Origin of the sequence: Streptomyces sp. NBC_00353 (assembly GCF_036108815.1) — a bacterium.
Classification (GTDB): Bacteria; Actinomycetota; Actinomycetes; order Streptomycetales; family Streptomycetaceae; genus Streptomyces.
In genome coordinates, this window is the sequence record NZ_CP107985.1 from 4034967 (window position 1) to 4049593 (window position 14627).

At 68.3% G+C, this 14627-nt stretch carries 13 protein-coding genes, 1 pseudogene and 1 riboswitch; of the genes and pseudogenes, 7 read left to right on the top strand and 7 right to left on the bottom strand.

Annotation, left to right across the window (positions count from 1 at the left end; genetic code table 11):
• Nucleotides 1–7: 7 nt before the first annotated feature.
• Complete coding sequence (locus OHA88_RS18145) at nucleotides 8–385, bottom strand: hypothetical protein (protein WP_037851742.1); 378 nt, start codon at nucleotides 383–385, stop codon at nucleotides 8–10.
• Between the two features lie 225 nt (nucleotides 386–610).
• Between OHA88_RS18145 and OHA88_RS18150 the strand changes: the two genes are divergently transcribed.
• Together OHA88_RS18150 and OHA88_RS18155 are read left to right on the top strand one after the other, a co-directional pair.
• Complete coding sequence (locus tag OHA88_RS18150) at nucleotides 611–1579, top strand: diacylglycerol/lipid kinase family protein (protein ID WP_326605714.1); 969 nt, start codon at nucleotides 611–613, stop codon at nucleotides 1577–1579.
• Between the two features lie 319 nt (nucleotides 1580–1898).
• A complete protein-coding gene (locus tag OHA88_RS18155; RefSeq protein ID WP_003953983.1) occupies nucleotides 1899–2156 on the top strand; it encodes a WhiB family transcriptional regulator in 258 nt (85 codons plus the stop codon).
• Between the two features lie 170 nt (nucleotides 2157–2326).
• Here the strand turns inward: OHA88_RS18155 and OHA88_RS18160 are convergent, their stop codons facing one another.
• Together OHA88_RS18160 and OHA88_RS18165 are read right to left on the bottom strand one after the other, a co-directional pair.
• Nucleotides 2327–3793, bottom strand: coding sequence for a sensor histidine kinase (locus OHA88_RS18160; RefSeq protein ID WP_328629722.1), 1467 nt, complete (start codon nucleotides 3791–3793; stop codon nucleotides 2327–2329).
• Nucleotides 3794–4137: 344 nt separating this feature from the next.
• Nucleotides 4138–4505: pseudogene (locus tag OHA88_RS18165) on the bottom strand (SIS domain-containing protein); the annotation flags it as partial.
• 209 nt (nucleotides 4506–4714) lie between these two features.
• Between OHA88_RS18165 and nagB the strand changes: the two are divergent.
• Complete coding sequence (gene nagB, locus OHA88_RS18170) at nucleotides 4715–5500, top strand: glucosamine-6-phosphate deaminase (protein WP_328629723.1); 786 nt, start codon at nucleotides 4715–4717, stop codon at nucleotides 5498–5500.
• A gap of 82 nt (nucleotides 5501–5582) precedes the next feature.
• Here nagB and OHA88_RS18175 read toward each other — a convergent pair whose 3' ends face one another.
• The 4 genes from OHA88_RS18175 to OHA88_RS18190 all read right to left on the bottom strand — a co-directional run bounded on the left by OHA88_RS18175 (nucleotide 5583) and on the right by OHA88_RS18190 (nucleotide 10321).
• Complete coding sequence (locus OHA88_RS18175; RefSeq protein WP_267002011.1) at nucleotides 5583–7130, bottom strand: glycoside hydrolase family 3 protein; 1548 nt, start codon at nucleotides 7128–7130, stop codon at nucleotides 5583–5585.
• A 9-nt stretch (nucleotides 7131–7139) separates the two neighbouring features.
• The gene (locus OHA88_RS18180; RefSeq protein ID WP_328626294.1) at nucleotides 7140–7970 is read right to left on the bottom strand and encodes a carbohydrate ABC transporter permease; all 831 of its coding nucleotides are present in this window, start codon (nucleotides 7968–7970) and stop codon (nucleotides 7140–7142) included.
• The gene (locus OHA88_RS18185; protein ID WP_267002015.1) at nucleotides 7967–8953 is read right to left on the bottom strand and encodes a carbohydrate ABC transporter permease; all 987 of its coding nucleotides are present in this window, start codon (nucleotides 8951–8953) and stop codon (nucleotides 7967–7969) included. Before OHA88_RS18185 ends, OHA88_RS18180 begins: the two co-directional genes overlap by 4 nt.
• A gap of 84 nt (nucleotides 8954–9037) precedes the next feature.
• Nucleotides 9038–10321 (bottom strand): extracellular solute-binding protein, encoded by a 1284-nt coding sequence (locus OHA88_RS18190; RefSeq protein WP_326627379.1) that lies wholly within the window; start codon nucleotides 10319–10321, stop codon nucleotides 9038–9040.
• A 305-nt stretch (nucleotides 10322–10626) separates the two neighbouring features.
• On the opposite strand from OHA88_RS18190, the gene OHA88_RS18195 reads away from it, so the two are divergent.
• From OHA88_RS18195 to OHA88_RS18210, 4 genes are all read left to right on the top strand, one after another.
• Nucleotides 10627–11403 carry a GntR family transcriptional regulator gene (locus tag OHA88_RS18195; protein WP_030969792.1) on the top strand — a complete coding sequence of 259 codons (777 nt, stop codon included), beginning with the start codon at nucleotides 10627–10629 and terminating at the stop codon, nucleotides 11401–11403.
• A gap of 206 nt (nucleotides 11404–11609) precedes the next feature.
• Complete coding sequence (locus OHA88_RS18200) at nucleotides 11610–11864, top strand: DUF3311 domain-containing protein (RefSeq protein ID WP_425895798.1); 255 nt, start codon at nucleotides 11610–11612, stop codon at nucleotides 11862–11864.
• Nucleotides 11861–13516 carry a monocarboxylate uptake permease MctP gene (mctP, locus tag OHA88_RS18205; protein ID WP_328626296.1) on the top strand — a complete coding sequence of 552 codons (1656 nt, stop codon included), beginning with the start codon at nucleotides 11861–11863 and terminating at the stop codon, nucleotides 13514–13516. Before OHA88_RS18200 ends, mctP begins: the two co-directional genes overlap by 4 nt.
• A 353-nt stretch (nucleotides 13517–13869) precedes the next feature.
• Nucleotides 13870–14370, top strand: coding sequence for a GNAT family N-acetyltransferase (locus tag OHA88_RS18210; protein WP_328626297.1), 501 nt, complete (start codon nucleotides 13870–13872; stop codon nucleotides 14368–14370).
• A gap of 53 nt (nucleotides 14371–14423) precedes the next feature.
• A riboswitch (cobalamin riboswitch) is annotated at nucleotides 14424–14548 on the top strand.
• Nucleotides 14549–14627 lie beyond the last annotated feature (79 nt).

A 14627-nucleotide genomic window follows, 5' to 3' on the forward strand; every position in this document is an offset into this window, starting at 1 on the left:
TCGCGCGTCACGCCTCCGGCGTCGCGCGCGGACCCCGGATACCCAGCGCCTCCCTCGTCACCGGCCTGAACAACTGCACCAGCGCGGTCAGCGCCACCGCGGCGAGGACGATCCCCGCCGGGATCAGCGCACCATGGGAGCGCAGCAGCGTCCAGGCCACCGGCAGCGCCATGAGCTGCGTGATCAGCGCCGGGCCCCGGCTCCAGCTGCGCCGCAGCAGCAGTCCCCGCGCGGCGAGGAGCGGGATCAGGCCGAGCACGATCAGTGTGAGGCCGCCCATCTCCGCCTGCTCCGGACTGTCCGGCCGGCCGAGCAGGCCCATGACCAGCATGTAGACCCCGCCGAGTGCGAGCGCCGCCCCTTCGAGGGCGTTGAGTCCGGCCACGAGGGCGATCCTGGCCGGCTTCGTCGGCTCGGCCATGGGCGACGAGTGCGGCGTGTTCTGCTGAGTACTCACCCTTGCAGGTTGGCATCCCGGCGCCGCGAAAGCGAAGCCGGGGTCCGGATCGGAGCGCCGCGGTCCAGCCCACCGCACCCGGTCCGTCACTGAACGTGAAGACAATGGGTAAGGACTTCAGGCCGATACCACGCGGTAGGTAGGCTGGCCGTCATGCGTGCACTCCTTGTGGTCAATCCAGCTGCTACCACCACCAGTGCGCGGACCCGTGACGTGCTCATCCATGCGCTGGCCAGCGAGATGAAGCTGGAGGCGGTGACCACGGAGTACCGCGGGCACGCCCGGGACCTGGGGCGGCGGGCCGCCGACTCCGACGACATCGATCTCGTCGTGGCCCTCGGCGGCGACGGCACGGTCAACGAAGTCGTGAACGGCCTGCTCCACAACGGTCCCGACATAGACAATCTGCCGAGCCTCGCCGTGGTGCCCGGCGGCTCCACCAATGTCTTCGCGCGCGCTCTGGGCCTGCCCAACGATGCGGTGGAGGCGACCGGCGCGATCCTGGATGCGCTGGCCAACCGGACCGAACGCACGGTCGGCCTGGGACTGGCGGCCGGCACGCCCGGCACCGAGGACGAGTCGGTCCCCAAGCGCTGGTTCACTTTCTGTGCCGGTCTCGGTTTCGACGCGGGCGTGGTCGGCCGGGTCGAACAGAAGCGCGAGCGCGGCAAACGGTCGACGCATGCGCTGTACGTACGTCAGGTGGTCCGGCAGTTCCTGGACGAACCGCACCGGCGGCACGGAACGATCACGCTGGAAGCCCCTGGCGCGGACCCGGTCACCGATCTCGCGCTGTCCATAATCTCCAACACGGCCCCCTGGACCTACCTGGGGAATCGTCCGATGTACGCATCCCCGAAGGCTTCGTTCGACACCGCCCTGGATGTCCTCGGACTGAAGCGCCTCTCCACCCCCGCGGTCGCCCGGTACGGCACCCAGCTGCTCACTTCGAGCCCCGAGAAGGGTCCTCACGGCAAGCACGCTGTTTCACTTCACGACCTCACGGACTTCACCTTGCATTCAAAGGTTCCGCTGCCGTTCCAGATGGATGGTGACCACCTGGGCCTGCGTACCAGTGTGGCGTTCACAGGCGTACGCCGTGCACTGCGTGTGATTGTGTGAGCGGAAGGACTCAAAGTCCTTTAACTCGAACGTTTGGACTGGCCTCCACCCCATAGAAGTACGGCTGTGACCTAGCCGACACCGAGGAATCAAAAAAAAGTTTCCGGAAGGGGTTGTATCCGCCGCCGAGGTTTGCGAATCTCTACATGGCGATCGGGACGGCCCGCAACAACGGCCTCCACTGAGAGCCAGAACCCCTCCTCACTTCACAGGACCACAACCAGTTCATCTGGGCGTCGGCCCGTCACCTGTGGGGGGATTCGTGAAAGCGTTCACATTCACAAGCAACAGTATGCAATACCAAGGAGAGGTAGCAGCCATGGACTGGCGTCACAACGCCGTTTGTCGTGAGGAAGACCCCGAGCTGTTCTTCCCCATCGGCAACACCGGTCCTGCGCTGCTGCAGATCGAGGAAGCCAAGGCCGTCTGCCGTCGCTGCCCCGTCATGGAGCAGTGCCTGCAGTGGGCGCTCGAGTCCGGCCAGGACTCCGGCGTCTGGGGTGGCCTCAGCGAGGACGAGCGCCGCGCAATGAAGCGCCGCGCCGCTCGCAACCGGGCGCGTAACGCCAGCGCCTGATCCGACGCCACCGCTACGAGCCTCAGTCAGGCGGCGCGTACAGAGCGTACGCACCACCCCGCCCCCGAGTCGCAGCGCGCAGTACCCCCGAAGCGCACGCATGACCAGTGAGCCCGGACCGTCAACAACGGTCCGGGCTCACTGCTGTTCCCCCCGGGGAACAGCGCCGGCTACTTCTCCGCGCTGACCGGGATGTCGAGGACCACCTGGGTGCCGCGCCCGGGAGCCGGGACCATGCCGAACGAACCGCTCAACTCGCCCTCCACCAGTGTCCTTACGATCTGCAACCCCAGGTTGCCGGCGCGCTGCGGGTCGAACCCCTCCGGCAGTCCGCACCCGTCGTCCTGGACGGTGATCAGCAACCGGCCCTCGGCCGGGGAACCGCCGCGCACCGCGGAGACCTCCACCGTGCCGGTCTGGGCGACGGTGAACGCGTGCTCCAGCGCGTTCTGCAGCACCTCGGTGAGCACCATGGCCAGCGGAGTGGCCACTTCCGCATCGAGGATGCCGAAACGGCCCGTGCGACGGCAGGTGACCCTGCCCGGCGAGATCTCGGCCACCATCGCGATGACCCGGTCGGCGATCTCGTCGAACTCGACCCGCTCGTCCAGATTCTGGGACAGCGTCTCATGGACGATGGCGATCGAACCGACGCGCCGTACCGCCTCGTTGAGGGCCTCGCGGCCCTGCTCGGAATCCATCCGTCGGGCCTGCAGACGCAACAGGGCGGCCACGGTCTGGAGGTTGTTCTTCACCCGGTGGTGGATCTCCCGGATGGTGGCGTCCTTCGTGATCAACTCACGCTCGCGGCGGCGCAGTTCGGTCACGTCGCGGAGCAGGACCAGGGAGCCGATACGGACGCCCTTGGGCTTGAGCGGGATCGCCCGGAGCTGGATCACGCCGCCCGCGCACTCGACCTCGAACTCGCGGGGCGCGTAACCGCTGGCCACCTTGACCAGGGCCTCGTCCACCGGGCCGCGGGACGGGGCGAGTTCGGCGGTGGTCTCGCCGAGGTGGTGTCCGACCAGGTCGGAGGCGAGACCGAGGCGGTGGTATGCGGAGAGACCGTTGGGGCTGGCGTACTGGACGACGCCGTCGGCGTCGAGCCTGATCAGCCCGTCGCCGACACGCGGCGACGCATCCATGTCGACCTGCTGGCCGGGGAACGGGAAGGATCCGGCAGCGATCATCTGGGCCAGGTCCGAGGCCGACTGGAGGTAGGTGAGCTCCAGCCGGGACGGGGTGCGGACGGTCAGGAGGTTGGTGTTCCGGGCGATGACCCCGAGGACCCTGCCCTCACGGCGTACGGGGATGGACTCGACCCGTACCGGCACCTCCTCGCGCCACTCCGGGTCACCCTCGCGCACGATCCGGCCCTCGTCCAGCGCCGCGTCCAGCAGCGGACGGCGGCCGCGCGGCACCAGGTGGCCGACCATGTCGTCCTGGTAGGAGGTGGGGCCGGTGTTGGGCCGCATCTGGGCGACCGACACATAACGGGTCCCGTCGCGGGTGGGGACCCAGAGGACCAGGTCGGCGAAGGACAGGTCGGAGAGCAGCTGCCACTCCGAGACCAGCAGATGCAGCCACTCGAGGTCGGTGTCACTCAGGGCTGTGTGCTGGCGGACGAGGTCGTTCATGGAGGGCACGTGTGCGAGCGTACCTGTGGATACGCACTGGTTCCGAACCGAACGTCCAGCCCTTACGTGCGAGGGGGAAGGGGCCGGAAATTGCCGCGCTCCAACGGATGGACACGGGTGAATGGTCTAGTCCACAATGCACAAGACAGAGCTTCCACTCTCCCCGCACAGGAGAGTGGATCGAGGTGGCCGCGCTCTCTGCCCTGACTGCGACGGCACCTCTCCCCGGCCGGGGGCACCGCACACCGCCGGCCGAGTAACTCCGGGCTGCGGTGCCGGACGGGCTGAGGGTCCCGTCCTGGCGCCGCGGCCCGCGGGTGTTTCCGGCGATCGTTCCCGCCCGCGGGCGGCTCCGGGTTGTTGGTGACGGCCAGGGTGATCGCGCCGGCCTCACGGGCCGCCCGGGTGGAGGCCACCAGGTCGGGTGAGCCGCGCCGCACGCCGTGGTGGTCGACATCGATGTTTGGGCCGCAGGGCAGGCCGAGCCTGATCTCCAGCAGGTACTTGGCGTAGAGCGCGGCGTTGTCCGACGTGCCGCGCGCGGTGAGCAGGACAAGGCGCGGGTTCTTCGCCGCGATCCGGGCGGCCACCGGGCGGATTCCGGGGCCTCTCGGTCGAGGATGCGGCGCAGCACCTCGGGCTGCTCGGCCATCTCGCCGGACATGATGCGGCCCGGCTGCTCGCGCTCTCCGGCCCGATAGGTGGCGGACATGTCGCTGCCCTCCCTGGGGGTGCCTCGGTGCGTCCTGAGCGCCGTCCGGCCACGTCGACCACGGGGAGCGCGAGGGCCGCCAGCGGGCCGCGGCCGGACGCCGCGCGAATGGCACCCGAAAGTCACCGTCCGGCAGCCCGGCTCTGCTAAATTAGATCTCGATTGGTCTATACCACATGTCATCATCTTCTCAGATCGGCAGGCCCCGCGTGGAAGTTGTCATCGTCCCGGACGCCAAGGCAGGCGGCGAGCTCATCGCGGGGGCCATCGGCGCCCTGCTCGGCCGCAAGCCCGACGCACTTCTCGGCGTTGCCACCGGCTCGACCCCGCTGCCCATCTACCAGGCCCTGGCCGCCAAGGTCCGCTCCGGCGAGGTGGACGCTTCGCGCGCCCGCATCTGCCAGCTCGACGAGTACGTCGGCCTGCCGGCCGGCCACCCCGAGTCGTACCGCTCGGTGGTACTGCGCGAGGTCGTCGAACCGCTCGGCCTGTCCGAGGCGTCCTTCATGGGCCCCGACGGCACCGCCGAGGACGTCCAGGCGGCCTGCGAGGCGTACGACAAGGCACTTGCCGCGGCAGGCGGGGTGGACCTGCAGCTGCTCGGCATCGGCACCGACGGGCACATCGGTTTCAACGAGCCGTGCTCCTCGCTCGCGTCCCGCACCCGGATCAAGACGCTGACCCAGCAGACCCGGATCGACAACGCGCGCTTCTTCGACGACGACATCACCCAGGTGCCGCACCACGTGATCACGCAGGGCATCGGCACGATCCTGGAGTCGCGCCATCCGATCCTGCTGGCGACCGGCGAGGGCAAGGCCGAGGCGGTGGCACAGACCGTGGAGGGGCCGGTGGCGGCGTTCGTACCAGCGTCGGCGCTGCAGCTGCATCCGCATGCGACGGTGGTGGTGGACGAGGCGGCGGCGTCGAAGCTGAAGCTGGCGGACTACTTCCGCGCCACGTATGCGGCGAAGCCGCGGTGGCAGGGGATCTAGTTTTTTTCCGGATGCGGAAGGGCCGGGGCACCTTGGCGGTGTCCCGGCCCTTCTTCGTTGCTCGAACGCCGGACGGTTCGGCTCAGTCGCCGGACGCGGTCGGGTGGGGTGCTCCCGTGATGGCTTCCGCTGCTGCGACTCCGCAGACTCGTGCCGCTCCGTGGGTCGCTATGTACAGCGCTCCCCTCGGCTCCGCCTGCGGTACGCCCATCTCGACCACCACCGTGTCGGGACGCTCCGCCAGCAGCGTGGTGAGTGCCTGGCTCATCCACGCGTGCCGGTGGGCGTCACGGACGACCGCGACGATGCGCCGCTCCCCCGCGGCCCGCATCACCGAGGCCGCCGGCTCCTCGGTCTCGCCGCTGTACGTGTCGGTCGCGGTGCCGGGCAGGACCCGGGCCAGTTCGGCCGCGACGCCCCACGGGGTCTCGTCACCGACCGCTATGTTCGCGACGGGGGTGAACGCGGCCACGTACGCCGGCTCGGTGAGCGGTTCGGCGGCGCCGGTCACCTGCAGCGCGCGACGGGCGGCGACCAGGCCGATGTCGGACGCGATACCGGTGCCGGGCGCGGTCCCCTCCTGCGTCGCCGCGCCCGGCTCCGGGACAGCCCCCCGGGCCCGCTGCGTCCAGGACGCGAGGGCACGTACCCGTGCCGCCGCGTCGGCCAGCCGCTCCTCGGGCAGTTCGCCGGTCCGTACCGCCGCGACCAGCGCGTCGCGCAGCCGCAGCACGGTGGCCTCGTCCTCCAGCCCGCCGCCGACGCAGATCGCGTCGGCGCCCGCGGCGATCGCGAGGACGGAGCCGCGCTCGATTCCGTACGTCGCGGAGATGGCCTGCATCTCCATGCCGTCGGTGACGATCAGGCCGTCGTAGCCCAGCTCGTTGCGCAGCAGACCCGTGAGGATCTGCGGGCTCAGCGTCGCCGGGCGGTCCGGGTCGAGTGCGGGCAGCAGGATATGCGCGCTCATCACCGATCTGGAACCCGCTGCGATCGCCGCCCGGAAAGGCACCAGCTCACGGGCGTGCAGGGTGTCGAGGTCCACATCGATGCGGGGCAGCGCGTGGTGCGAGTCGACGGCGGTGTCGCCGTGTCCCGGAAAGTGCTTGGTGCAGGCGGCGACCCCGGCGGCCTGAAGGCCCTCGATGTACGCGGCGGTGTGCCGGGCGACGAGGTGCGGGTCGGCTCCGAACGACCGTACGCCGATGACCGGGTTGCCCGGATTCGAGTTGACGTCGGCGGACGGCGCCCAGTTGAGGTTGACGCCGCACTCGGCGAGCCGGCGGCCGAGCTCCTGCGCGACCGCACGGGTCAGCTCCAGGTCGTCGACGGCCCCGAGGGCGAGGTTGCCCGGGAAGGACGAGCCATGACGCACCTCCAGTCGGGTGACGTCACCGCCCTCCTCGTCGATCGCGACGAGCACGTCGTCCCGCTCGGCCCTGAGCTGGGCGGTGAGCGCGGCGAGCTGTTCCGGCGTCTCGATGTTGCGGCCGAACAGGCCGACGGATGAGAGGCCTTCACCGACGCGGCGCAGCAGCCAGTCGGGGGCGGTCGTACCACTGAACCCTGGCTGCAGGACGGCCAGGGCGTCGCGCGTGACGGTGTCCGTGGTGGAGGTGAAGGTGGTCATGGGGCGGCGTTATCCCTTCACTGCGCCGTCGGTAAGACCGCTGACGGCCTTGCGCTGCAAGTAGATGAAGAGGATCAGGATCGGTACGGCGAAGAGCGAGGAGGCGGCCATGGTCGCCCCCCAGTCGTCACCGAACGCGGTCTGGAACTGGGAGAGCCAGAGCGGCAGGGTCTGCGACTCGATGTCCTTGTTGAGGATGAGGACGAGCGGGAATTCGTTCCACGCGGTGATGAAGCCGAAGAGCGAGGTCGCCATCAGACCGGGGCCGAGCAACGGCAGGATCACCTTCATGAAGGCCTGCGGGCGGGTGCATCCGTCGACCATCGCGGACTCCTCCAGCTCCCTCGGCACCGAGGCGACGTAGCCGCGCAGCGTCAGGATGGTGAAGGGCAGGACCATCATCATGTAGAAGACCGTCAGCGGGACCAGGCTGTTGAGCATGTCCGCGTCGCGGACCAGCATGTAGATCGCGATGACCATGACTTCCCACGGCGCCATCTGCGCGATCATGAAGGTCAGCAGGATGCCGCGCCGGCCCTTGAAGCGCATGCGCGCCATCGCGAAGGACGCCAGCAGCGCGATCAGCAGCGAGGCAGCCACGGAGAGCACGGTGACGGTGAACGAGTTGCGGACCAGGGTCCAGAAGTGGTCCGCCGCGACGGCCTTCTCGAAGTGGTCGAAGGTGATGTCGGTGGGGAACCACACCGGGGTGTCGGTGATGATGTCGCCGGTCGGCTTGAAGGCCGTGCTGAACATCCAGTAGACGGGGAAGGCGAAGCCTATGAAGAGGACGACTGCCGTCGCGTTGGGCCAGATCCGGCCGATCAGTGAGCGCCTCACAGCTCGTCCTCCTCTTGCTTGAGTACGGTGCGCAGGTAGTAGCCGGTCATCGCCAGCAGAACGATGATCGTCAGGAACGAGATGGCCGAACCCATGCCGAAGTGCTGGTTGCCGACACCTTCGACGAAGGCGTAGACGGGCAGGGTCTCGGTGAGCCGGTCCGGGCCGCCGCCGTTGATCGCGAAGAGCTGGGCGAAGGACTTGAAGACCCAGATGACTTCGAGGAACGTGGTGGCCAGCAGGAACGGCTTGAGGAACGGGAACGTCACCGAGGTGAAGCTCTTCCAGGTTCCGGCGCCGTCGAGCGACGCGGCCTCGTACAGTTCCTTGGGGATCGTCGTCGACGCGGCGTACAGGTTGATCGCCACGAACGGGATGGACATCCAGACGATCACCAGGGTGACCAGCGAGAAGGTGGAGAACTGGGTGCTCGTCCAGTTGTAGTCGGCCATCGAGTGCCAGCCGAGGCTGTCGAGCACGTAGTTGACGACGCCGAAGCGCTGGGCGAACAGCCACTGGTAGACCGTGGTCGCGGCGATGATCGGCATGGCCCAGGCGAGCACGAGACCCAGCATGAGCAGCAGCCGCATCTTCTTGCCGAGGCGCGCGAGCAGCAGGCCGATCAGGGTCCCGAACACCATGATCAGGACAACGTTGGCCGCGGTGAAGAAGATCGAACGCTCGACGACCTTCCAGAAGTCCGAACTGCCGAGGACTTCGGAGTAGTTGTCGAAGCCGTTCCACTCGGTCAGGTGGAGGATCAGCTGGCGCGGGTTGAGGTTCTGGAACGACAGCATGCCGTTCTTGACCAGCGGATAGCCCAGGAGCACCGCCGTGACGAGCAGTGCGGGCAGGAGGAGCAGGTACGGGGCCGAGCCACCGACCCGCTTCTTGCTCGATGCGGCAGGGCCGCCGGGAGGCGCGTCATCCTTGCGGACACCGGCTGCCGGGACCGAGTCCACTTGTTCGGTCTGCACTGACATGCTCGCCATCTCTTCTTGGGCCGTACGGTCGAGTCACGCGGGAGCGCCGGGGGGCGGTCGTTGCCCGCCCCCCGGCGCGTGCGGTCAGCTCGTCTGCGAGAGACGCTTGTTGATCTCCGCCTCGACGGCCTTGGCGGCGTCGGCCGGGGACTTGCCGTTCAGAACCGCGGTCATGTAGCTCTTGATCGGGTTCGGCGCGTTCTCGACAGCGGCCCACTCGGGGATGAGCGGGGTGGTGCCACCACCGGCGGCGGCCGGGGCCGCGGCCTCGGCGGCGCCGTTGCCGGTCAGGTTGGAGTTGAGCGACTCCTTGTTCGGGATGACGCCGTTCTCCTTGGCCAGCTGGCCCTCGAACTGGTCGGACAGGGCGAGCTTCAGGAACTCCTTGGCGAGGTCCTGCTTCTTGCTGCCCGCGGCGACCGCGAAGTTGGAGCCACCGAGGAAGACACCCTCGGGCTTGTCGGCGGTCTCACCCGGGATGGTGAAGTAGCCGATGTCGCCCTCGATCTTCTTGTTGGCCGCGATGGCCGTGCCGGCCTCCCAGCCCATGCCGACGAAGGCACCGACGTTGCCCTTGGCGAAGACCTCGGCCTGCTGCGGGGTCGCCTCGTCCTTGTCCTTGGGAGCCTTGGAGTAGGACTGGTACTTCTTGTAGAGCTCCATGGCCGCGGCGACCTTGGGGTCGGAGAGGTTGGAGACGTACTTGTCGCCTTCCTTCTTCACCAGGTCCGCGCCCTGACCGATGGTCAGACCGTCGAAGAAGTACCAGTTCTGGCCGGGCAGGTAGATCGGCTCGGCCTTGCCCTTCTTCTTGATGGCGTCGAGGTCCTTGAAGAACTCGTCGCGCGTCTTCGGGGTGTCCTTGATGCCGGCGTCGGCCCAGACCTTCTTGTTGTAGATGACGACGCGGTTGGCGAAGTACCACGGGGCGGCGTACTGCTTGCCGTCGAAGACCGAGGACTTGTTGAGCGCGTCGACCCAGTCGCCGCCGATCTCCTGCTTGAGGTCGCTCAGGTCGGCGAGGCCACCGGTGGCCGCGTACGCCGGGGTCTGGGTGTTGCCGACCTCGATGACGTCCGGCGGGGTCGACTCGGAGAGGGCCGTCGTGATCTTCTGCTGGATGCCGTCCCACTTCTGGGTCTGGAACTTCAGCGTGGCGCCGGTCTTCTTCTTGAAGGCCGCGGTCAGGTCCTTGGTCCAGCCGGGAGGCGTGGAGCCGTCCATGGCCCAGACGGTCAGCGTCTGGCCCTTGTAGCTGTCGGGGCCGGTCTTCTTGCCACTGTCGCCCTTGCCGTCGTCCGAGCCACAGGCAGTGGCACCGGCCATGAGAGCTACGACACCAATGGCCGCGATGAGTCCGCGCTTCACGACACCCTCCTCAGGGATGCAAGAGAATTCCCCCCACCACCCGAGATCGCCGTCCGTCGCACAACCTCATACGACGGGTACTGCCCGTGGGGCTGGGACCTGGTCTTTAATGGTTTAGACCAGTACCGGGAGCTTGGCCTAGACCTTTAGGGGTGTCAAGGGTGTATAAGAAGTGCACTCGCGTCCGTTATAGGACCGACACCTGAGGGAGGGCGACGAGCCGTGACCGGACCGTGCCACCATGTGAGCCGCGACAGATGGAGGAGCCGGTGACGGCAGCAGCGCAGCAGTCGGGAAGGCGGGCGATGGGTGCCGACGGGGGCAGTTCGGAGAACGAGACGGGCGCGGGCACCGGTGCGGCCACGCGTACCGCCCGCGTGCCGAAGTACTACCGCCTCAAGCGCCATCTCCTCGACATGACGGACACCATGCCGCCCGGCACCCCCGTGCCGCCGGAGCGGACCCTGGCCGCCGAGTTCGACACCTCGCGCACGACCGTGCGCCAGGCGCTCCAGGAGCTGGTCGTCGAGGGCCGGCTGGAACGCATCCAGGGCAAGGGCACGTTCGTGGCCAAGCCGAAGGTCTCGCAGGCCCTGCAACTGACCTCGTACACGGAGGACATGCGCGCCCAGGGCCTGGAGCCGACCTCGCAGCTGCTGGACATCGGCTACGTGACGGCCGACGACACCCTCGCCGGACTGCTCGACATCACCACCGGCGGCCGGGTGCTGCGGATCGAGCGGCTGCGCCTGGCCAGCGGCGAACCGATGGCGATCGAGACCACCCATCTGTCGGCCAAACGCTTCCCCGCACTGCGCCGTTCACTTGTGAAGTACACCTCGCTCTACACAGCGCTGGCCGAGGTGTACGACGTGCGGCTGGCCGAGGCCGAGGAGACCATCGAGACCTCACTCGCCACCCCCCGCGAGGCCGGCCTGCTCGGGACGGACGTGGGCCTGCCGATGCTGATGCTGTCCCGTCACTCCCTGGACGGACAGGGCGAACCGGTGGAGTGGGTGCGGTCGGTGTACCGCGGCGACCGTTACAAGTTCGTGGCGCGTCTGAAGCGGCCGACCGACTGAGACGGCGGACCCCGGCTCCTGACCGGCCAACTTCCCGAATCGGGACGGAGCATCAGGAGTCGGACCCCCGGGCAGCATCCTCTCCCCCCGGTCCCGGCATACCGTTGCCGGACCGAAATGCGGACAGGGGGTGACGCTGGCCGGAACTCTCCCCTAGATTTCCTGCGCATTACAACAGGTGGTCAGCGAGGGGACGGAGTCGCCATATGCCAGAAGAAACAGACACGAAACCACCAACGGTCACACCTATGAGGGTGGTCATCGCCCTCTGCCTCATCGCGCCGTTCGTGGCGATGCTCTGGGTGGGTTCGTACGCGAAGGTGGACCCGACCTTCATCGGCATTCCGTTCTTCTACTGGTACCAGATGCTCTGGGTGCTGATCTCCACCGCGCTCACGATGGTCGCGTACAAGCTGTGGCAGCGTGACCAGCGCTCCCGCAAGGGGGGTGTTTCCGCATGAAGGACGGCGTGAACGGCGTCGCGCTCGGCGTCTTCATCTTCTTCTTCCTGGCCGTCACGGTCATCGGCTTCATGGCCGCGCGCTGGCGCAAGGCCGAGAACGAGGCCAGCCTCGACGAATGGGGGCTGGGCGGACGGTCGTTCGGCACCTGGGTCACCTGGTTCCTGCTCGGCGGCGACCTGTACACCGCGTACACCTTCGTCGCCGTCCCTGCCGCGATCTACGCGGCGGGCGCGGCCGGCTTCTTCGCGGTCCCGTACACCATCCTCGTGTACCCGCTGATCTTCACCTTCCTGCCGCGGCTGTGGTCGGTGTCGCACAAGCACGGGTACGTCACCACCTCGGACTTCGTCCGCGGCCGCTTCGGATCGAAGGGGCTCTCGCTGGCGGTCGCCGTCACCGGCATCCTCGCCACGATGCCGTACATCGCGCTCCAGCTCGTCGGTATCCAGGCGGTACTGGACGTGATGGGCGTCGGCGGCGGCGAGACCACGCACTGGTTCGTCAAGGACCTGCCGCTGCTGATCGCGTTCGCGGTGCTCGCCGCGTACACGTACTCCTCCGGGCTGCGGGCCCCCGCACTGATCGCGTTCGTCAAGGACGGCCTGATCTACCTGGTCATCGCGGTGGCGATCATCTACATCCCGATCAAGCTGGGCGGCTTCGACGACATCTTCGCCAAGGCCGGCGAGGCGTTCTCGCAGACCAACCCCGCAACCGGCAAGCCGCGCGGCGCGCTCGCGCCGGCCGACCCGGGCCAATGGGGCTACGCCACCCTGGCCCTGGGTTCGGCGCTCGCGCTCTTCATGTATCCGCACTCGATCACGGCGACGCTCTCCAGCCGCAGCCGTGACGTGATCCGGCGCAACACCACCATCCTGCCGCTGTACTCGCTGATGCTGGGCCTGCTGGCACTGCTCGGCTTCATGGCGATCGCCGCCGGGGTCAAGGTGCAGAACGGGCAGCTGGCGATCCCGCAGCTGTTCGAGAACATGTTCCCCGACTGGTTCGCCGGGGTGGCGTTCGCCGCGATCGGTATCGGCGCGCTGGTGCCCGCCGCGATCATGTCGATCGCAGCCGCCAACCTCTTCACCCGGAACATCTACAAGGACTTCCTGAAGCCCGACGCGACCCCGGCCCAGGAGACGAAGGTCTCCAAGCTGGTGTCGCTGCTGGTGAAGGTCGGTGCGCTCGCCTTCGTCCTCACGATGGACAAGACGGTCGCGATCAACTTCCAGCTGCTGGGCGGGATCTGGATCCTGCAGACGTTCCCGGCGCTGGTCGGCGGCCTGTTCACCCGGTGGTTCCACCGCTGGGCGCTGCTCGCCGGCTGGGCGGTCGGCATGGTCTACGGCACGCTCGCCGCGTACGGGGTGGCGAGCCCGACCCAGGCGCACTTCGGCGGCTCCTCGAAGGAGATCCCGGGGATCGGCGAGATCGGCTACATCGGCCTGACGGCGTTCGTACTGAACGTGGTGGTGACGGTGGTGCTGACGTTCGTCCTGAACGCGGTGAAGGCCCCGGCCGGAATCGACGAGACGTCACCGTCCGACTACACGGCGGACGCGGGCGACCCGGGCGTGAAGGTCGAACTCCCGTTGGCCAGGCCTGAGCCGGCCGGCTCCCCCGACGCGAGCCCGTCGACCAAGTAGGGTCTTTCGTTTGGATCAGGCCGGATCAGGGAGCGGGGTCCGGTGCGTGCAGCTGCAGGGCGGAGGAAGGAGCCCACGCGGAGCGAATGGGGTCTCCCCTGCTCGAGCGAAGCCGAGAGCTTGGGGAAAACCGACGACAACGCGGCAGATGTGCGTGCCAGACCCCGCGAGCCCCCCAGCCTGATCCAAGCGAGAGGCCCTAAGCCTGCACGCCAGTGATACATGTGGCCCGCCCGACGACGGAGGACAAATCCGTGGCCGGGCGGGCCACACCGGTTTCGGTCAGGAGCGGCACCCCTGGTGCCCCTGGGCGCGCACCCCGCGCCCCGCGCCCCGTACGGCAGACTTCCGCCATGGACATATCGATCAGGGCCGTCGACCCCAGCGAACACCACCTTCTCGGCGAGATCACCGCATTCGCGTACCTCGACGACGGCCTGCTCGACCTCGGTGCCGACGACCCGTATCTCGAACGACTCCGCGACGTGCCGCGCCGCGCCGCCGAGGCCGACGTGCTCGTCGCGGTCGGTGCCGACGGCCGGGTACTGGGCGGCGTGACATACGCACCGCCCGGCAACCCGTGGGCCGACATCGCCGGCCCCGACGAGGCCGAATTCCGGATGCTCGCCGTCGCGCCGGAGGCGCGTGGCCTCGGGGCGGGTGAGGCGCTCGTACGGGCCTGTATCGACCGCGCACGGGGTACGGACGGCGTCGCGCGGCTCGTCCTGTCGACGCAGCCGGCCATGCTCGGGGCGCACCGCATCTACCGTCGACTGGGCTTCGCACGGACTCCGGAGCGCGACTGGTATCCCATTCCAGGCCTCCAGCTGCTCACCTACAGCCTCACCCTGTGAACCGCGTACGACACAACATGTGGGGGCTGTCTCATCGGGCGGCCCCCACATGTATGCTCGTGCTCGCTGTCGCCGCAGGGAAATCCGGTGTGAATCCGGAACTGTCCCGCAACGGTGTGATCGGTGTACTTTTGCGCACCCTGTAAGTCCGAGGACCTGCCGACAGCGCGTCCGGCTCGACCGATCCGGACGCCCAGACGTCCGGGCCTCGCGGATGGGCCGGTGGACGCCGCACGGAGTGCTGCCCTCTTTTCCGG